This window comes from Flaviflexus sp. (genome assembly GCF_052087705.1).
Lineage (GTDB): Bacteria > Actinomycetota > Actinomycetes > Actinomycetales > Actinomycetaceae > Flaviflexus > Flaviflexus ciconiae.
On the sequence record NZ_JBQCYC010000017.1, the window covers coordinates 1 to 18,376 of the forward strand.

Here is an 18,376-nt window from a genome sequence, read left to right on the forward strand (position 1 = left end):
CCGAAGAGGGACCCAGCAGTGCGTGGCGCTATAAGTGCGGGGACGCTTCAGAAGAAGTAAGCGTTCCGGATGGCCATTTCCCCTGTCGCTACTCGCTGGCCTTCTCGAGCGCCTCACGGGTGCGCCGGTGGCGGGAGAGGACGTCCTGGGCAGGCTCGGCAAGGTTCTCGCGAAGAACTGCATGAATCTCGGTGTCGACCTGCTTCTCGTAGCGGTCGGCGGCGCGCTTTGCAGCTGATCGTCTGACGGAGCCAGCCATGAAGAACGCCCAGAGTCCAACCAGCACCAGGATTCCAGCGAGGATCCAGTTGCCCATGGCTTCCGCGAACGGGAATCCAGCACCGAGTGCAGTGGCCACCCCAAAACCAACACCGGCGAGCATGAGGAGGATGCCGAGGCCGAGGAGAATGCCAGCGTTCTGCGCCGACGGCTTGGTGAGCGGCACCGAGGTCACCGCATCGTTCACGCGGCGGCGGAGCCGCTCGGGGCCGGCTACCGCATCCGTCAATGTCTTTGCCCATGTAACGGGCAGGCCCCTCTTGGCGGAGTCGAGCCAGCCGTCCCGGATTGCGTCCACCGTGGAGGTGGCGGGCTGTTCCGGTTTGGCGAGGGCGTGCTGACGCCACGACTCTCCCGATTCGCGTAGCGAATCACCGACGGCCCGGATTCCGGCGGCACGTGACAGCTGCTGGGTGATCGGTTCGAGGCTCTCATCCGTCACGTCAGCTTCTGAGGAACCAACGGAGCTGAGGAGTCTGTTCGCGATTGCGCTAATTTCCGCCGAGGCTGTCACCGCGTTGATCGACGGCTTGGAGACGGCAGCGGCAATGTGGATCTTCAGCTCGTCGATTCCCTGATTCTCAAGAGCGGACGCGCTAATAACGGGAACGCCATCCAGTCCATCTTGCTTAAGGACGTCCTTAACGTCTTCCACAATGCGGTCACGCTGATCAAAAGGAACCGTGTCGATCTGGTTGAGGACAACGACCATGGAATCCTGGCGTCGCTCCAGCCCCTTGAGGTATCCGGCGTGGAGTGCCTGGTCGGCATACTTTTGGGGATCGAGAACCCAGACCAGGAGGTCAACGAGTGGCATAAGCTGCGAGACCTGGACGGAGTGGGCAACAGCGACCGAGTCGTGGTCCGGCAGATCAAGCAGGACGAGGCCCTCGAACTCCGGTTCCTCATCGGTCAGGATTGAGGCCTTACGGATCCTGCGATCCTCGTCGACACCAAGGAAGTCCAGCATCGCGCTCGCATCCCCGCCCCACGTGCACGCGGTCGCACGTTCTGTGGTGGGGCGGAGTTCACCCGAGTCCGCGAAGTCGAGATTGCTGATCGCATTGAAGGTCGTCGACTTACCGGAACCCGTTCCACCAACGAGGGCTACAACGGTGAGGTCGATACCGAGATCCATGCGACGGCGAACGGCGGTAATGTCCTCCCGAGCGCGAGCCAGCTGGAACGGTTCGATGTGTCCCTTCCCGAGTTCAAGGCCCTCGTCGATGGCCTCAAGCTTGGCGTCGACACTGTCGACCATGATGTCGTTCATTCTTTCTCCCATACGGCATTAACAAGTTCACGAGCCCGGATCCTCAGGTTGGAACTATCCGGAAGTTCCAGTGCATCAATCGCCGCGACGTAACGACCGGCCACCTTGTCGATCGCTTCCTGACAGCGATCCTGGAGCGCTCGCTTCGTGCGTGACAGGCCACCCTCGGCGCCACCGTCAGTCAGTGCGGTTTGCACTCCCGGTATCCCACCGGCCCCGGCGCGAAGTAGATCCGCCAACCCGTCTCTGGAAACCTTCTTAGCGATCGCACCGTTCACCTTATCTGCCGCGGCCCGAGAGTCGGCCTGCCAAGCGGAAATGGCACCGTTCACAAAACTGTCGATACCAACTTCCACCTTGATTTCGGACGTATCGACGTAGGACATGGACCAGATAGTGGCGGCGCTGTCGCGAACGTCGATGAGTGTCTGCGTGAGGATTACTCTCAGAGCATCGTCGATCGCTTCGGCAATATTGTGCGCAGCCCAATCGCGCTTCGCGATGGCGCGGTTAGCAAAGAGCAGGTCCCTTCCGCTGCCGAGGGAAGCGAGCGGACCACCCGTCGAGGCGAGCGACAGCCACTGCGTTGTTGGGGCACCGCGGGCGATCCTGCCCGACTCAAGGGTCTCGGTGAGCTTCCTCGAGGGCTCGTCAGCCGCCGTACGAGCACCGTCTATCAGACTTTCTGCAGCATCCGTCTGTGCGGTTGCGGCATCGGCCAGATCAAGTAGTTCTCTTCTAATCTCCGGCATCATCGCCTTCGACGTGCGGGACACGAGGGACTTCGAGGCCCTCGTTGTCTTCATGAGGTGGAGCCAGTCCTTCAGCTCGGAAACCCGTTCAGGATCGAGTCGACCATTCGTTGCACCAGCATCATCGATGATGAACAGGGGCGACTCCCCCATCCCAGACTCCGCCATGCGCTTCATCAGGTCGGCGCGCACCGCGGTCTTCGCGCGTGCGGGAAGTCGGTTGAGAATCACTGCGGTTGTCATGCCCCTGTTGAACGCTTCGCTCAGTGTCGACCAGGCCACGTGGTCCCCGTACCTGGAGGCTGTCGTCACAAAGATCCACAGGTCCGCCGCGTTGATAAGCGTCTGCGACATGTTTCGGTTAGCTTCCTCGATCGAATCGAGATCGGGAGCGTCAATGAGTGCAATACCCGGGAGGGCACTCTCGGTCACAACCGTCTTACAGATCTCGGTCAGCAGGTGACCTTCCATGGCAAGAGCATCATCGGGATGGAAAACAAGAACCGGTGTCATCGTCGTTGGGCGAATCACCGAGGCCTCGGAGATATCGTCCTCGACGAGGGAGTTAAGGATTGTGGACTTGCCCGCACCCGAGGAACCACCGAAGACAACGACAGCTGGAACGGCGTCCTCAAGCAGGTGCGGGAGCAACCGTGTTGACAGCTGTGTCTGAAGAGATCCCTGCATTTCCCGCAATTCGTTGATCCCTGGGACCGACAGTGGGAATGCGACCTCGCGAAGCGCCTCGACAGTCTCTGTCACGAGGCGCGCTAACCTTGATACGGCGTACTGGGAACTCACACCCCTATTCTTACCGAAATCTCACTCCAGGTGTTGGACAGTGGTGGGGCAATGGTGCGCTAAGATTTAACGGGCACATGCCGCGCCTCCATAGCTCAATGGATAGAGCAACGGCCTTCTAATCCGTAGGTTGCAGGTTCGAATCCTGCTGGGGGCACAGTGAAGGGTGACAGCCCGGCACCTGCCGGGCTCGTCCAACACCCGCGTCGCAGAAGTGAGGAAAGGCTCGAACGTGGTTTTGAAGCAGGAAGACAACCCGATCGTCTGGATCGACTGTGAAATGACCGGACTAGACCTTGCCAATGACGGCATTGTTGAAGTTTCCGTTGTCATCACCGGTTCAGATCTTGTCCCCGTCGACGAAGGCATCGACCTCGTCATTAAGCCCACCCCCGAGGCCCTCGCTTCGATGGGTGCCTTCGTGACGAAGATGCACACCGATTCGGGCCTCATCAAGGAATGGGAGACCGGCCTCGACCTGAAGGACGCCGAGGAGCAGGTTCTCGCCTACATCTCTGCCCGTGTCCCCAAGGGTAAAGCACCCCTCGGCGGTAACTCCGTCGGAACCGACAAGTCGTTCCTCGAACGCGACATGCCTTCGGTCATCGACTACCTGCACTACCGCGTCATCGATGTCTCCACCATCAAGGAGCTGGCGCGCCGGTGGTACCCACGCGCCTACTTCGCAGCTCCCGAGAAATTCGGCAACCACCGTGCGCTCGGCGACATCTACGACTCAATCGACGAACTGCGCTATTACCGTTCCGTTCTCTTCCCGGAAGGCGACGGGCCCACGACGGACCAGGCGAAGGAAAGGTCCGCGGAGATTCTCGCATCCCGCACCCAGCTATCCTTCGATACCGCCGGTTCAGACGAAACCACAACGGCAGAAGGAACGGAGCAGGCATAATTGCTTCTCGTTCGCTCCCTACAGGAGCCTTTGTTTGATCTTTGGAGAACCCGCCTCTTCCTGGGCGGGTTCTTCACTACCCACAGTCCCAATCAGGCGCGGGGATTCCTCACGCGAGCCGGTGGATTCAGCCCGCACGGCACCAACCGATAGGCTAGTGCCGTGATTCTGCCTATCGTCATCACCGGTGATCCGGTCCTCCACTCCCCTGCTGAACCCGTCACCGAGTTCGATTCGGATCTGGCCAGGTTTGTCGACGACATGTATGAGACAACGGTGGCCGCACCGGGTGTTGGCCTTGCCGCACCCCAGGTAGGGATTGGTAGGCAGATCTTCGTCTGGGTATACGACAAGCAGACAGAAGTAGCCCCACGCGGAGTGGCAATCAATCCCCAGCTCTTCATCGAACCGATCCAGCCCGGGGAAGCAACCGTCGAGGACCGTGAGGGATGCCTGTCATTCCCGGACGAAAAGTTTGCTCTGAGGCGTAGTACTCGCGCGATCCTACGCGCGCAGGGTCTCGATGGTGCGCCTTACGAGCTTGAAGCGAGTGGCTGGTTCGCTCGGATCCTCCAGCACGAATACGATCATCTCCAAGGAACGCTCTATGTTGATCGCTTAACCGGCACCGACGCTGAGACCGTTGCGCAAATCACCGAGGAGAGACGATGGGGGAGGCCAGGACTTTCCTGGACACCCCCATCTCCGCGCCGTTAACCAGCCGGATGATGCTTGGCGAGGCATGTGGCACGTGCTCTCGCCAGCCACCGTTAGTCAGCAGACTTCGTATCAGCCTTCCTGCGGACGGCGAGGATCACTCCGCCACCCAGGAGCACTAGGCCGCCAATCGTGAACATCCACGTTCCCGAAGCACCGGTGTGTGGAAGCAAGAAATCAGCGTTGTGTGGATTGTTCTCAACAGGAATCACAAGGGCGGACGTACTGGCACCCGTGACGGCCACTCGGATCGGCTCTGCTTGCAGCTCATAGCCTTCCGGCGCCTTCGTCTCAACGATCCAGTAGTACTGCCAATCGTTTTCATCCTGGATTGGATTGCCATTTTCAAAGTCCGAGGCACGCAGACCCGAGATTCTCACGATTCCGTCATTCCCGGTCGTAAACTCCGAGACTCCGTCAATCGATATAACGTTCGTACCCGTCTCTGCATCAGCCTTTGTTTCGAACACCCGGAACGTGGCGCCGTTGAGCCGGGCCTGATGGTTGGTCGAAGAGATCTTCTCGATGACGAGATCGCCCCAACGCGTCTCCGGGATATTTGACGGCACCGGCATCTCCCATTCGATCGATTCGCTATTCGGGAAGAGGAGTGCCTGGTTATCGATGAGGCCATCTCCGATCGTGCCCTTCAGGGACTGGGGGCTGTTCAGCGTGACAACTTCAGTGGTGAGGACGATCTGGACGTCAACGGCTGTCGCACTGCTGGCCTTCGAAGCCGCGAGCGCCATCTTCGCCCTGCCCTCTTCGGTGAAGGTCACCGTCACTTTGGATCCGGCAGTCTGCTCTGCTGTGACGGTGTAGTCCGTTCCGACGGCGAGCTCGATGCCGCCGCTCGTGAGGGTGACGACGGTGGGGTCTGCGGATACTGGCTTGAGGCGATCGTCGAGCTGATCTTCAACGACGTAGGCGGTGGGCGGCAGGAACTTCAGGTTGGTCTCGGAAACGTCCCGGTACTGCGAGTAGTCAGGATTGGCATCCAGCGGGATGTCACCAATGATTGTCCACTCCACGGTGTCGCCAACCTTCGCAGCATCGGCGTCGTTAACGGTCTTACTGATATCGCTCACGCCGTTCTTCGGGTAGACGTTGATGTCGTAAAGCCAGGATGTCCGCTCAACCGGGTCAGTAAGCGGCACTGAGAGGACCCAGTCCTCCGACTTCGTCACACCAATCGGTGCTTTCGTTTCTGTGAAGAGGTAGAGGCCGATTGGAAGGTCCTGGAAAACCGCCGGCGAGTAGGTCGTCGCTCCAGTATTTGCGGTGTAGGTTGTGCCGAGTTGGACCGTCGCGGCAGCTCCGTCGTAGAGCCACGCCCCATCATCGAGAACAAGCTTTGATGCGTGCTGCCACCCGTCGATTGTGCTGAGGTCAAGGTCGTACTCCGTCGTCCCAACCGTAATGGCCTCAATCTGCTGAGCTTCGAACGTGACACCGGCAATCGGTGTTCCGTCCACGTCCATCACCGCACCGTTGGACGGCACGCCCCAAAGGTCACCCTGCTCGTACTTGTGGACGGTCACGGTGCCCGTGGAGGGCTCCCCGTCAGTCCCCGGCAAGATCAGGGGCCCTTCGGTTTGACGCGGGAGGGCACTTGCAGCACCCAGCTGACCGACGATGAGGAACAGCGCGAGGAGCGCGCTGAGAAGGCCGACGATAGACGGCCTTATTCGTTGTAACACTGTCATGTTTTCCTTCTCCTGGATACGGGACCGAAGCGGGCTACGCTCCATCGGTCGCGGGGCCTCGTCAGAGGCTTCTGCATCAGATTGCCGCCGACGCAGGATCACACCAGAGATCAGAAATTCCCCTGTGTAAGAAAGAAGGGTTGGTCAGTTTGAGGACAGCGATTGATCAACCGCGAGAATCATCACCCTTCTCTGTGGCTCACGGAGAATTGCGCTCTCGCACTGTGCCCAACGGAACATGAGGCGGACGAGATCCACGAGATGGGCCAGAGTACGCCGAGACGTGGCGGAATGGACACCAGCAGGACGAGACGGCTTCACACCGCGTCGGCACTCGCTAACCTTGATGTCGATGGGTTTCCCAATGAAGAAGATTCTGTGTGGTTTGATACCCACCGCGGTTCTCGTTGGCGGCATTCCCATCGGTGAGAAGCATGACAACGATCGCTTAGCGGGATCGGATTATTAGCCGGTCGTGCCGCTCCAGTACGACATAATTCCCGAGACCACGTACGCCAACCAGGGCGTGCCACATGACGTTGGCACCAATTATGAGCTCACTGCGTACGACTCGGATGGTGAAGCGAAGCAGGTGTCATTCACCTAAGACAGCGAGGATTCGACGAGCTTCCCCCAAGCTGGGGAGTACACGCTTGTTGAGGCAAGCGAACAGGTTGTAACGGGGCAGAAGGTCGATATCGAAACTGACGTCCCGCAGAGAGCCCTCGACAAGATCAAGGTCTCTCTCTAACAACTCTTTCTAGCTTGACCGGCAGCCACGGAGATATGACAGTTGGTCACCAGGAAAAAGAAGAAGCGGGTGCTCCCCGGGCGTAAGCCCAGCGAAGCACCCGCTTCATTCGGTTAGGTCAGAGGACCTCGATGTTGACTGCCTGCATGCCCTTGGGGCCGCGCTCAGCATCAAAGGAGACCTTCTGGTCCTCTTCAAGGCTACGGAAGCCGGAGCTGTTGATCGCGCTGAAGTGCGCGAACAGGTCGTCGGAGCCATCGTCGGGTGCGATGAAGCCGAAGCCCTTTTCGGAGTTGAACCATTTGACGGTGCCTGTGGCCATAACGTCATTCCTTCTCTGTTTTGGACCACGGGAGTGATCCGTGCGACCGCGACGACGGCGCCGCCGCGGAGTTTATTGGGCGCCGAGTGGCGCGAGGGTGTGTATAGGTGATGGTGAGTGTACTGCCGAACACCCCGTCGGGGTCGGTCAGAGGCGCCCCTGTTCGGAGCGAGGAATAAGAGGACCTGCTGGCTCGACTGAAAGTAATTTCAGCATTGAATCGAGCTTGTTCGCCGGGCACATGATCGGCATGCTCAACCATCGAAGTCACGAGACCTACATTGATTGAACCTGCCGCTAAAGCGGCAAAAGAAGAAATACCACACCAATCATCAAACGACCGCTCCGCAAAGAACGGTACACATACACAATGGAACCCGTCTGTCTTCTCTCCGAGTCCCAGTCGTCGTTTCCAGCGAGGAACCGACGCGCAGTGTCTTGGTGAGGTCCAGTTTCAAGAACCTACCGATGAGTGTACAGCACTGGCGTCCGATTTCTACACGCGGGGCCACGATTCAGAATGTCGGGAACGTTACCTTGCGCTCAACTGCCGAAGTTACGGCTTGGAGTTTCCATACGAGAGCAAAGCTGCCTGCCACTTCGACCAACCGCCTCCACAACGTCAATTGGAAGAACACGTAGCTCAGAACTTGTTTCGGCACCTTCCCCCACCGGCAAGCCTTTGATATACGAGAGAGGTAATTCCAGTCGTAACCATATAAGGGTAAATTCTGACGAGGGAAACGTCGCCCTCTTCTGGTGACAGCTAGTACTAAGCGGGCTACACTTTCGGAATTGTCGAGACCGGCGTGCCGGTATTCCCACGACTACGCAATTCCCTATGAAAGAAGTTCGTTATGTCGCAATCCAGTTCTCGACTGAAGAAAGGGATGGGCGGGCTACTTCTTTTCGCTTTTATCCTCGGGGACGTTCTTGGTGCAGGCGTCTATGCGCTGACTGGAACTCTGGCAGGTGAAGCTGGTGGGATCACCTGGGCACCCGTTCTTATCGCCCTGATCATGGCCCTACTGACCGCCGGGTCCTACGCAGAACTTGTGACTAAATATCCGAAGGCTGGCGGCGCCTCAGTTTTTGCTCAGCGAGCTTTCCGTCAACCGATCATTGCGTTCCTTGTTGGCTACTGCATGCTCTGTGCCGGCATTGTTTCCGTGGGTGGCCTCGCCATTGCCTTTGCCGGTGACTACCTGTCAACTCTTATGCCAGTCGTAGTGCCAATCGCCGCTCCCCTGTTCCTTCTCGTCATTGCCCTTATTAACCTTCGGGGGATCACTGAATCCGTCCGTTCCAATTTGGTCATGACGATTATCGAAGTGAGTGGCCTTGTTCTCGTCCTTGTTGCTGTGGCTCTTGCTATGGGTGACGGGCTCGGAGACACGTCCAGGCTCATCCAAGGCCCAGAAACGGGCAGGACAGCCGCCGCAGTTTTCGGTGCAGCGCTCCTGGCCTTCTATAGCTTCGTAGGATTTGAAACATCAGCCAATGTAGCTGAAGAAGTGAAAGACGTATCCCGCGTTTATCCGAAAGCACTTTTCTTTGCGGTCACGTCAGCCGGCATTGTCTACCTTCTGATCGCTATGGCCTCATCAATCATGTTGCCTGCCGACGAATTGGCGGAATCGTCAGGACCATTACTTGATGTTGTGAACGCGACGGGCATGGAGGTTCCGGGCTGGGCTTTCGCCACCATCGCTCTTGTCGCTATCGCTAACGGTGCTCTCATGACGTCGATCATGAGCTCACGCCTTGTATATGGTATGGCGGACCAAGGCATTCTTCCCAGCGTGTTCACGAAGGTTCTACCCAACCGCCGCACCCCGTGGGTGGCGATCATCGCTACCACCGGACTTTCCGCCATCTTGTCAGTGTTTGGCGAGCTCCAGCTCCTTGCCGAAACAGTGGTCCTCTTCCTGCTGTTCGTTTTCGTCTCCACGAACCTCGCGGTTCTCGTTCTCCGAAAAGACAAGGTTGATCACGACCATTTCACGATCCCATCTTCCATCCCTGTCCTTGCCCTCATCAGTTGCATCGTTCTCCTCATCCAACAGACGGCGGCGGTATGGGCACTCGGTGGGATCTTGCTTGTCGTTGGCGTGATCCTCTACTTCATTTCTCACCGGGTGAAGTCACGTGAGAAGACAGCTACGGAGCAAATACTTAAGAGCGGCCCGGACACCACAGATGGCATCTGAACCGCACTCACGTGTACACCGTTGAGAGATAAGTTCTAGGACTTAGTTTTTCTTGCGCGTGACTGTCATGAAACCGGCTGCTCCGAGAACATCGAGAAGGAGTCCTCCCGCGGCCCAGATCCAGGTGTTTGATGAGCTGGTGGGACTGCTGAAGGTTCGGTTGACTTCACGACTGGATAAATTCCAGGAAGGATAGAAGTCATGCCAAAGATCTACACAGATGAGTTCAAGCAATCAGCTATCGAGCTCATCAACGACGGGCTGACCCATAAACAGGTCTGCGCTGATCTCGGAGTCTCGGAATCTGCTCTCCGAGCTTGGGTACGCGACTCACGGTTGCGCGCGCATGGCCTCGAGCCGTCGAAGGATCACGACGAGTCACGGGCCCGAGCAATAGCGCTCAAGCTCCTTCAGCCGGGCACGCTCAGTGGCCGTCAACTCGGTGTCAGTGCCACCATGTGCCTCACGGTAGGAGATCAACCAGTTACGGAGCGTTTCCGCTCCCACACGATAAGCCTCAGCGACCTCCCTGATCGGCTTCGAGGTCGAAACCACCTCCTGACACCACTCATCCTTGAACTCCTGGCTGAAACGCCGTCGAGTAGAACCCATGATCAATCTCTCTTTCAGTAACATCCTCACCTTAAGAGGGCCTACCGTACAAAATCCCTAGGCCGCCCAGGGCGCGGCGCTGCCGGACCCCGCACTTCGTGAAACTGCAGAAGAGCATCCTCACACACCGTGCCAGGATCCTCGCCGCGATCGAGCACAACCTGTCCAACGGGCTCATCAAGTCGACCAACACCAAGATCCGCCTCCTCACCAGAATCACGTTCGGGTTCCACCCCGCCCAAGCCTTCATCGCCCTGGCCGTACTCAACCTCGGGGCCACCGCCCCACTCTCCCCGGCCGGAAATGACCCACAGATCAGTCAGGAGCACCGCAATTTCCCACATCCTCGGCCGCGACCACGACGAGATCTTCCATTTCGCACGCCACGCAACACCCGGAGCCGAGGGCGTCACCCTTCTGACCTACTTCGAGGGCGAGCGAACGCCTTCTCTGCCGATGGCGAGGGCAACCATCCACGGTATGAGCCTCGCAAATTCCAATCCAAGGAATCTCGCTCGCGCCTTCGTCGAGGGCATGTTCTGCGGACTCGTTGTGGGTCTCGATGCGCTCATCGATTCGGGCGTTCCCGTTGATAGGCTCTTCATCATCGGCAGAGTGTCCTGCAACCGCACGGTCCAGCAAGTCCTTGCACAGACCACTCCCATCCCCGTCCTCATTCCCGAGCCGGGCGAGTATGTGACCGTCGGCGCAGTCATGCAGGCAGCGGCAGCCGTGACCGGCGAGTTCCCCGACCGGCCTTCAAATATACGGAAGCTCAAAAGCGAGGCTTTCATCCGGAGATCATGGCACAGCACGTCGCAGCGAAACAGGCACTCGGCTATCCCGTTTAGATCCTGTCGAGCAATAGGTTAGGCCGGACGAGTTTCCCGAAGTAGCCTTGCCACGACGTTGTTGGTGTGGGGGTCCCCACGTAGTAGAGTGCGAATTCCTGCGCGGCGTCCAGGCGACGCTGGAACATTCCTCCATTGCAGGGCTGTTGCTCGAGTGCGGGAGGTCTGCCAACAAGCACTGGAGGAAGACAGGCCTGAAAGCTAATCGGCGAAAAGTTTCCCCACATCGACGGCTGCCCACTGCCCTTTGGGCTAATGGATCCGGTTCCGATGCACGATGGAGGGGTTGTACACCAGGAGGGCATTGAGAGTGCGGAGAGCCTGCTTCATGAGGGTTGGACGGTGGGCTCCACGCCCTGGGCCGCCAGATTACGCCTCCCAGATACGGTCGACCTGTCGCTCTACACGTCGACGGTCCACACCGCGGCAGAGCGCGGCTACCGTATTCACCAGCTCACTGCGGCTGAGCTCCACTCGATTGCCCGTCTTGATGCCATAACTGCATCAGACTTTCCGTCCGCCGGCGGCTTCTACTACACCCCGCTGAACTCCGAAGAGCCGTCAATGTCGCGTTCCTCGGTGACATCGATCATCGAGTGAATCGCATCGGTGAGTAGCGCCGAGTACTTCTCCATCTGCGCACCCTCGCCGGTCGCGGCATTGAACACGCCGACGACTTCGGTGACCGGCTCTTCGTAGGGTCGGCAGCCGACGCGCAGCAGGTCGAGGAGGTGCTTGGCTTCGGTGTGATTCGCGATGACCTCGCCCTGGTCGTCGAGGTAGACGAGGTAGTACGGGTGGAGGCGGTTGCCTCGGTTGATGTGTTCGTCTGCGGTGAGGTTTCGCAGGGCGAAGATGACGCCGGGCGTGGCCGAACGACGTGGATGTCGAGTGGAGGCTCGGTTCGTACATTCAGCGCGGCAATCGCGCCTGGAGTCAGGAGTTGACGGCGGCCCGTCAGCGGTCGGGGTCACTTTTCCAGGAGGCAGTGGGACCTGCGTCGAATGTCTCGTGAACCGTCTTGAGTTTATCGCTGCTGTGTTGTGAGTGTGAGAGAGAGTATTTATATCTCGTCGCGTTTCTGAGGAAGCTAGATAACGTGTGACCTGCTTGGCTTTGAACCTTTTTGATGAGTACGCGTATCTGACCGAGGCTTGTGTGAAGATCGGTGGGCAGCTCGGGATCGGTAAAGAGTCCTTACACCGGTGGGTACGCGACACCCAGATCGATGACAGATAACGCGTTGGCACCCCGGGCAAGGTTATCGAGGAGAATAGGTGCTTACGTAAAGAGATCCGGGAGCTGGAAGAGACCAACAGTATTTTGTGGGACGCAGCGGTTTTCTTCGTGGGAAAAGTCGGCCCCGATCGGAGCCTCTCAGGCTTCCATGCCAACGCCCCCACCTGGGCCGAAAGGCAAAGAAATGGGAGAGGTTCGCGCCGGACAAAGAGTGGCAACTTTTGACGAGGGTTGAACCTCTCCTAGCGGGGTGGCTAACGGGGCTTGAACCCGCGACCTCCTGGACCACAACCAGGCGCTCTACCGACTGAGCTATAGCCACCATGGCGCCGTGCGCCGATTCTTAACTATACCGAAGCCTTCAGATCTTTCCGAATTCTGGCGGTGTGAGGTAGCCGTCAGTCGCACTGAGAATCTAGTGTTCCAGCGATTTCTTCAAAAGTTGCGTATGCGGCTTCATCATCAAAGTGCTGTGCGACGTTCCCTGAGGCGTCCGCGAGGTCCCGGATGGTAGTCGCAAGATCATGGTCGGTTGCTAGTACGGATGCTTCGGCGAGGGTGAACTCCCACTGCGTGGCAGTATTCGCCTGCTCGTCGGTTAACATGCCGATTCCGCGATATTCCCGGACCTGGGAGACGACCTCGTCGGCCTGCGCGCAGGCTTCAGCGTCTCCTCCGGTCTCGGATGAACTACATGCGGCTAGAGAGCCGACTGCAAGGAGCCAGATGAGGCGTTTCACCAGAATGCTCGGACCGCTATCGCGTCGGCGAACTTCTCAAGGTTGGATTCGTCGGCGCTGAGGTACAGCGAGCCATCGATGAGTGAGATCTCCATGACGTAGAACTCTTCCTCATCGTTCGGACCGCCGCGGACGATGTCGACGCGATTGAAGAGGAGCTGCTCGTCGCGCCCGGAGGTGTCCTTGATATAGCTGTGGAGGGCCTTGCGGATGCGCTCGCCCCAGCGCCACTCGTCCTCGGTTGCCTGCTTTGAGTGCGCGATCTCTTCCTGGACGGTGTTGCCACCGCGGAAACGGGGGTGGAGCATGGGCTCCTTCTTCACCATGTAGGACGGAAGCCCGTTCAGGTAGATCAGGGAGATCTCACCAGAGTGGTCAACTTCCTGGTGGTAGCGCTGAACCATAACGGTGCGACCCTTTTCCAGGTGGTGGATTGCATCGCTGATGGCATTCATGCGGGAGGTGCCGTCAGTCGACGTGTAACGTCCGGTGCCGCGTCCTCCGGAGGAGATAGCCGGCTTGATGACGAAGTCACCGTAGGCCGGCATACGGGTGTGCACCTGATGCCGGGACAGGTTCTGGGACGGCTCGAGCCACATCGTGTCGATGGTCGGCATGCCGCGCTTGGCAAGTTCCTTTAGGTAATGCTTGTCAGTATTCCACTCGATGACCGAGGCCGGGTTCAGTAGCCGCGGGACCGACTTCGCCCACTCGATGAATTCGAGACGGTTCGGTGCGTAGTCGCGGACGGAGCGCACAACAACGGTGCCGGCGTTCGACCAGTCAACGGACGGATCGTTCCAGACGGCAATGCGTGGTTCGATTCCCCGCTCGCGAAGAGCGTCGGGGAGCCCAGCTTCATCGCTGTCGAGCTCCGGGAATGCTGCGGCGGTTACGAGAGTCACTATCGGATCAGACACGCTTCCCACGGTACCCGAAATCGCCTGGCAATGACCGCCCATATTGCCTTTCGCACCTCCATCCCGCGAAGATCACACGAGCGGGTGAAAACCCATAGATCTCCACCCGCTCATGTGACATAAATGTATGCGATTATCAGCCGTTACTTGCAGTTAGCTAGCTAAACAAACCTCACGTGGCCATCGAAAGAAATGGCGATTAGCCCTCGAGTGCGCTCAAGCGCTCAACCGGGACAATCTCCTCGGCCTGGACGCGGATCGCGGATGCTTCACCGTCGGTCGTCGTCTGCTGAGCTGCGAGGATCGCATCGGCCTGCTTGGCCCAGTTCGCAACCTCCCGTTCGGTCGTGGCCTGGTCCCAGCCGAGCTCGGTGGCCATGATCTCAGCGATCTCGGGGGCCGCCGCCTTACCGCGGTCAAGCTGCTCGAAGTCAAGGCGGATGCGGTGCAGAAGCACGTCCTCCAGGTGAAGTGCACCCTCGTTGCGAACAGCGAAGACAGCCTCCGCGCGGAGGTAGTCTGCGGCGTGCTCAAGCGGAAGGGCGAGGGTCTCGTCCTCGTCAAGAAGGGCAAGAACGTCTGCGGTCTCGGAGCCGTAGCGGGAGAACAGGTGCTTCACCTGGGTCTCCGTGAGCTCGTAGCGAGATGACAGGAGCGGCAGGGTCCTGCGGGCGGCTTCGAGGCCGGGGGCGCCGACGAGCGGGGTCGTGGCTGTGACCGAAGGATTGGACTTGGCCTTGCCCCCGAGCACGTGGTCGACGGCGTCCTCCGCCATCTGCCTATACGTCGTGAGCTTGCCGCCAGCGATGACGGTCAGGCCGGGCTGCGGCGAGGTCACCGTGTGCTCGCGGGAAACCTTCGTCGACTCTCCCTCACCCTTCGTGCCGGGCTGAAGGAGCGGACGCAGGCCCGCATAGGAACCGATGATGTCGTCCGTGGTGATCTTGTCGGAGAGAACCGAGTTTGCCTGCTCAAGGACGTAATCAATGTCGGCGGCGGTAGCGACGGGGGCGTCGCGTTGCTCGTGCCACTTCGTGTCAGTGGTGCCGATCACCCAGTAGCGGTCCCAGGGGATGATGAAAAGTACGGACTTTTCGGTGCGGAGGAAGACACCGGTCTTGCCCTGGATCTTTTCCTTGGGAACGAGAATATGAATGCCCTTGGAGGCAAGAACCTTGAGGCCGCCGCCGGATCCGCCGAGCGACTCGGTCTCTTCGGTCCACACACCGGTGGCACCAATGACGTGCTTGGCCCGGACGGTGACCTCTTCGCCGGTCTCGAGATCCTTGAGGATCGCACCGACAACGGTCTTGCCCTCGGTGATGAACTCCGTTGCTTGGGTGCGGGAGGCCGCGTGAGCACCGAAGCCCTGGGCGGTACGAATCAGGTCAATGACCAGGCGAGCATCGTCAACGCGTGCGTCATAGAAGCGAATACCACCGATGAGGGTGTTTGGGTCAAGGCTCGGGACGAGCTCGAGAGCGCCCTTGTGGCTGTAGTGCTTCTGTACGGGAACGGCCCTACCGGCACCGGCGAGTGCCAGGCCGTCGTACATGCCGACACCGATAGCCGAGTAGGCGCGCTCGATAACGCGTTGCTTCAGCGGCCACAGGAAGGGCTGGGCCGAAACCAGGTGCGGGGCCGTTGTCTTCAGCAAAGTACCACGTTCACGTAGCGCCTCGGCTACGAGGGCAAAGTCGAGCTGATAGAGGTAGCGGAGACCGCCGTGAACAAGCTTCGACGACCACTGCGACGTACCGGAAGCCCAGTCCCTCATCTCGACCACACCGGTACGCAATCCGCGCGTTGCCGCATCGAGTGCAATGCCCGCTCCGGTGACGCCACCCCCAACAACGAGGATGTCGAGCTCCTGCTCGGCCATGTTCCTAAGCGCCTGCATGCGCGATTCACGGGTCAATGCGGTCTGTGTGGTGTTCACGTATGTTCCTCCCGATAACGAGCGCCTCTACTCACGGCGCCCATGCCTTTTGTCCCAGATTGCTCCCTTTTGAACGTTTGGTCAAGTGGCGTGAACGGACGTGCATATTTAAACAACATTTGTGTCACATAATTCAATGGTTCTGGAACACCTCGAGCTGATTTAGATGATTCCACGGCACCGAGGCGGGTCCACCTCGGTGCCGCATTCTTCCCTTAACTCATTTGGCGAATGGACTGCCCCGTCTCCGGCAGGGTGCGCGCACTCTCCCTGCCCCTACTTCCTCTCGGCCCGCAGGCGCGCGGCACTTGCCTCGGGGGCGAGGTCGAGACGTCGCAGCAGCTGTGCGTTGAGCGCGACAACAATTGTCGAGGCCGACATGAGCAATGCGCCCACGCTCATCGGCAACACGAAGCCAAAAGGTGCGAGAACACCGGCGGCCAACGGCACGGAAACAAGGTTATATCCGGCAGCCCACCACAGGTTCTGCTTCATCTTGCGGTAGCTCGCACGGGAGACCTCGATGACCGACAGGACGGAGCGTGGGTCGGAGCTCGCAAGAATAACTCCCGCCGAGCCAATGGCAACATCGGTGCCAGCACCGATTGCGATCCCAACATCAGCTTGAGCCAGTGCGGGAGCATCGTTCACGCCGTCGCCCACCATTGCCACCTTGCGGCCTTCGTTTTGAAGCTCGGAGACCTTGGCGGCCTTATCTTCGGGCCGCACACCGGCGAAGACGCGGTCGATACTAAGATCGGCGGCAACCGTGTCGGCCACGGCCTGAGCATCACCGGTAATCATGACAACCTCGACGCCGATCGCGTGGAGTGCATCGACCGTTTCGCGCGACTCGGCCCGAACCTCATCGGCCAAACGCAACCCGCCAATCACCTCACCGTCGGCAAGCACATGCAAAATCGTGGCACCTTCATCGTGCCAGGGTTCGACAGCAGGATGCTCGTCGAGTCCATTCTGCTCCAGCAGGTAGGGACCACCCACCTCGATCACCGTACCGTCGGCCGTGGCCTTCACACCCACGGCCGGAGCCGAGGAGAAGTCCGTCGAGGACGGCACGTCCAATTCTCGAGCCTTGGCGGCACCAACGATTGCCCTCGCCAGCGGGTGCTCACTGCCGCTTTCAGCAGCGGCCGCGAGCGCCAGCACCTCATCGGCAGAGCGATCGCCGACAGGTTCGATGCCGGTAACGGTCGGCTCACCCTTGGTGAGAGTACCGGTCTTGTCGAACAGGACCGTGTCCACGCCCCGCATAGACTCGAGTGCCAGGCGATCCTTGATAAGGACGCCGCCGCGGGCGGCACGCTCGGTAGCGATAGAAACTACCAGTGGGATTGCGAGGCCGAGTGCGTGGGGGCAGGCAATCACGAGCACGGTGATAGCACGAACAACAGCATCATCCGGTCGACCCATAAGCGCCCAGACGATCGCGGTGACAATGGCGGCACCAAGCGCAAACCAGAACAACCATCCCGCAGCACGGTCCGCAAGCCGTTGCGCACGTGAAGACGAATTCTGAGCATCCGATACGAGCTTCTGGATCCCTGCCAGGGCAGTATCGTCACCGATTGCAGTGACTTCAACGCGAAGGCCGGAATCGGTTGCAACCGTACCGGCCACAACGTCATCGCCTTCTTCGCGGCGGACGCTCTTCGATTCTCCCGTCACCATGGATTCGTCCATGCTGGCACTGCCGTCAACGATCCGACCATCGGCCGCAACTACGGAGCCGGGGCGCACCACAACAATATCGCCAACGGCGAGATCCGAAGGAGACACCTTCACGACGTCATTACCTTCGACACGCTCCGCCTCATCCGGTAACAGTGCCGCCAACGAATCCAAGGCGGACGTGGTCTGAGCCAGCGATCGCATCTCGATCCAGTGACCGAGAAGCATGATGACAACCAGCAGTGCAAGCTCCCACCAGAAGTTCAGCTGGTCATCTAGCAACCCAAGGGTGGATCCCCAGGAGGCAATAAAAGCGGTGGTGATGGCGAGCCCAATGAGGAGCATCATTCCCGGCTGACGGGACCGGATCTCGGAAATCGCGCCGGTAATGAAGGGCCAGCCACCCCAGAAGTAAAGAACGGTGCCGAGCACGGGCGAGATCCAGCGCACCCACTCCGCATCCGGCAAATCATAGCCAACAATGTCGGCAAATGCTCCGTTAAAGAACACGACGGGAATGGCAAACACCAGCATGATCCAGAACAACCGCCTGAACTGTCCCACGTGATCGCCGTGACCGCCGTGACCGCCGTGACCAGCATGCTGGTCATGGCCGTCGTGGTCCGCATGACCAGCATGCCCATCGTGGCTCACATGCTTTCCGT

The 18,376-nt window shown here is 59.3% G+C and carries 15 protein-coding genes, 2 tRNA genes and 3 pseudogenes; 9 read left to right on the forward strand and 11 right to left on the reverse strand.

Annotated features, from left to right (window positions below; all coding sequences use genetic code 11):
• Positions 1-88: 88 nt before the first annotated feature.
• Together ACTHUY_RS08925 and ACTHUY_RS08930 are read right to left on the reverse strand one after the other, a co-directional pair.
• Positions 89-1,552 carry a GTP-binding protein gene (locus tag ACTHUY_RS08925; protein ID WP_441654141.1) on the reverse strand — a complete coding sequence of 488 codons (1,464 nt, stop codon included), beginning with the start codon at positions 1,550-1,552 and terminating at the stop codon, positions 89-91.
• Complete coding sequence (locus ACTHUY_RS08930; protein ID WP_441654142.1) at positions 1,549-3,066, reverse strand: GTPase; 1,518 nt, start codon at positions 3,064-3,066, stop codon at positions 1,549-1,551. The genes ACTHUY_RS08925 and ACTHUY_RS08930 overlap by 4 nt, the downstream gene beginning before the upstream one ends.
• Before the next feature lie 123 nt (positions 3,067-3,189).
• On the opposite strand from ACTHUY_RS08930, the gene ACTHUY_RS08935 reads away from it, so the two are divergent.
• From ACTHUY_RS08935 to def, 3 genes are all read left to right on the forward strand, one after another.
• Positions 3,190-3,262 (forward strand) — tRNA-Arg (locus tag ACTHUY_RS08935).
• A 75-nt stretch (positions 3,263-3,337) separates the two neighbouring features.
• Positions 3,338-4,015 carry an oligoribonuclease gene (gene orn, locus ACTHUY_RS08940; protein WP_441654143.1) on the forward strand — a complete coding sequence of 226 codons (678 nt, stop codon included), beginning with the start codon at positions 3,338-3,340 and terminating at the stop codon, positions 4,013-4,015.
• Positions 4,016-4,177: 162 nt separating this feature from the next.
• Positions 4,178-4,732, forward strand: coding sequence for a peptide deformylase (gene def, locus ACTHUY_RS08945; protein ID WP_441654144.1), 555 nt, complete (start codon positions 4,178-4,180; stop codon positions 4,730-4,732).
• 53 nt (positions 4,733-4,785) lie between these two features.
• Here the strand turns inward: def and ACTHUY_RS08950 are convergent, their stop codons facing one another.
• Positions 4,786-6,438, reverse strand: a complete 1,653-nt coding sequence (locus tag ACTHUY_RS08950; protein WP_441654145.1) for a SpaH/EbpB family LPXTG-anchored major pilin — start codon at positions 6,436-6,438, stop codon at positions 4,786-4,788.
• 475 nt (positions 6,439-6,913) lie between these two features.
• Between ACTHUY_RS08950 and ACTHUY_RS08955 the strand changes: the two genes are divergently transcribed.
• Positions 6,914-7,045 (forward strand): hypothetical protein, encoded by a 132-nt coding sequence (locus tag ACTHUY_RS08955; protein ID WP_441654146.1) that lies wholly within the window; start codon positions 6,914-6,916, stop codon positions 7,043-7,045.
• A gap of 262 nt (positions 7,046-7,307) precedes the next feature.
• Here ACTHUY_RS08955 and ACTHUY_RS08960 read toward each other — a convergent pair whose 3' ends face one another.
• Positions 7,308-7,511: a cold-shock protein gene (locus ACTHUY_RS08960; RefSeq protein ID WP_126703832.1), complete on the reverse strand. Its 204-nt coding sequence runs from the start codon at positions 7,509-7,511 to the stop codon at positions 7,308-7,310.
• An 857-nt stretch (positions 7,512-8,368) separates the two neighbouring features.
• Between ACTHUY_RS08960 and ACTHUY_RS08965 the strand changes: the two genes are divergently transcribed.
• Positions 8,369-9,721 carry an APC family permease gene (locus tag ACTHUY_RS08965; protein WP_441654147.1) on the forward strand — a complete coding sequence of 451 codons (1,353 nt, stop codon included), beginning with the start codon at positions 8,369-8,371 and terminating at the stop codon, positions 9,719-9,721.
• A gap of 201 nt (positions 9,722-9,922) precedes the next feature.
• Positions 9,923-10,087, forward strand: a pseudogene (locus tag ACTHUY_RS08970) (transposase); the annotation flags it as partial.
• 30 nt (positions 10,088-10,117) lie between these two features.
• On the opposite strand, the pseudogene ACTHUY_RS08975 reads toward ACTHUY_RS08970, so the two are convergent.
• A pseudogene (locus ACTHUY_RS08975) lies at positions 10,118-10,333 on the reverse strand (transposase); the annotation flags it as partial.
• 71 nt (positions 10,334-10,404) lie between these two features.
• Here ACTHUY_RS08975 and ACTHUY_RS08980 point away from each other — a divergent pair.
• From ACTHUY_RS08980 to ACTHUY_RS08990, 3 genes and pseudogenes are all read left to right on the forward strand, one after another.
• Positions 10,405-10,640: pseudogene (locus ACTHUY_RS08980) on the forward strand (transposase); the annotation flags it as partial.
• Positions 10,637-11,206, forward strand: a complete 570-nt coding sequence (locus tag ACTHUY_RS08985; RefSeq protein ID WP_441654148.1) for an FGGY-family carbohydrate kinase — start codon at positions 10,637-10,639, stop codon at positions 11,204-11,206. The pseudogene ACTHUY_RS08980 and the gene ACTHUY_RS08985, both read left to right, overlap by 4 nt.
• A 248-nt stretch (positions 11,207-11,454) precedes the next feature.
• Entirely contained in the window at positions 11,455-11,784 is a 330-nt protein-coding gene (locus tag ACTHUY_RS08990; RefSeq protein WP_441654149.1) for a hypothetical protein, read from the forward strand.
• On the opposite strand, the gene ACTHUY_RS08995 is transcribed toward ACTHUY_RS08990, so the two are convergent.
• The 6 genes from ACTHUY_RS08995 to ACTHUY_RS09020 all read right to left on the reverse strand — a co-directional run bounded on the left by ACTHUY_RS08995 (position 11,718) and on the right by ACTHUY_RS09020 (position 18,365).
• On the reverse strand, positions 11,718-12,158 hold the full coding sequence (locus ACTHUY_RS08995; protein WP_206501588.1) for a hypothetical protein: 441 nt from the start codon (positions 12,156-12,158) through the stop codon (positions 11,718-11,720). The genes ACTHUY_RS08990 and ACTHUY_RS08995 overlap by 67 nt on opposite strands.
• A gap of 514 nt (positions 12,159-12,672) precedes the next feature.
• Positions 12,673-12,745, reverse strand: a tRNA-His gene (locus ACTHUY_RS09000).
• A 76-nt stretch (positions 12,746-12,821) separates the two neighbouring features.
• On the reverse strand, positions 12,822-13,163 hold the full coding sequence (locus ACTHUY_RS09005) for a hypothetical protein (RefSeq protein ID WP_441654150.1): 342 nt from the start codon (positions 13,161-13,163) through the stop codon (positions 12,822-12,824).
• On the reverse strand, positions 13,160-14,083 hold the full coding sequence (locus ACTHUY_RS09010) for an ATP-grasp domain-containing protein (RefSeq protein ID WP_126703836.1): 924 nt from the start codon (positions 14,081-14,083) through the stop codon (positions 13,160-13,162). The genes ACTHUY_RS09005 and ACTHUY_RS09010 overlap by 4 nt, the downstream gene beginning before the upstream one ends.
• Positions 14,084-14,282: 199 nt before the next feature.
• Positions 14,283-15,983, reverse strand: coding sequence for a glycerol-3-phosphate dehydrogenase/oxidase (locus tag ACTHUY_RS09015; protein ID WP_441654172.1), 1,701 nt, complete (start codon positions 15,981-15,983; stop codon positions 14,283-14,285).
• Between the two features lie 315 nt (positions 15,984-16,298).
• Complete coding sequence (locus ACTHUY_RS09020; protein WP_441678575.1) at positions 16,299-18,365, reverse strand: heavy metal translocating P-type ATPase; 2,067 nt, start codon at positions 18,363-18,365, stop codon at positions 16,299-16,301.
• Positions 18,366-18,376: the final 11 nt, after the last annotated feature.

Excerpts from the sequence above, each read along its gene's own strand:
- ACTHUY_RS08925 (WP_441654141.1), bottom strand. The coding sequence starts at position 1,552 with ATGAACGACATCATGGTCGACAGTGTCGACGCCAAGCTTGAGGCCATC.
- ACTHUY_RS08950 (WP_441654145.1), bottom strand. The coding sequence starts at position 6,438 with ATGACAGTGTTACAACGAATAAGGCCGTCTATCGTCGGCCTTCTCAGC.
- ACTHUY_RS08960 (WP_126703832.1), bottom strand. The coding sequence starts at position 7,511 with ATGGCCACAGGCACCGTCAAATGGTTCAACTCCGAAAAGGGCTTCGGC.
- ACTHUY_RS08965 (WP_441654147.1), top strand. The coding sequence starts at position 8,369 with ATGTCGCAATCCAGTTCTCGACTGAAGAAAGGGATGGGCGGGCTACTT.
- ACTHUY_RS08985 (WP_441654148.1), top strand. The coding sequence starts at position 10,637 with ATGACCCACAGATCAGTCAGGAGCACCGCAATTTCCCACATCCTCGGC.
- ACTHUY_RS08990 (WP_441654149.1), top strand. The coding sequence starts at position 11,455 with ATGCACGATGGAGGGGTTGTACACCAGGAGGGCATTGAGAGTGCGGAG.
- ACTHUY_RS09015 (WP_441654172.1), bottom strand. The coding sequence starts at position 15,983 with ATGCAGGCGCTTAGGAACATGGCCGAGCAGGAGCTCGACATCCTCGTT.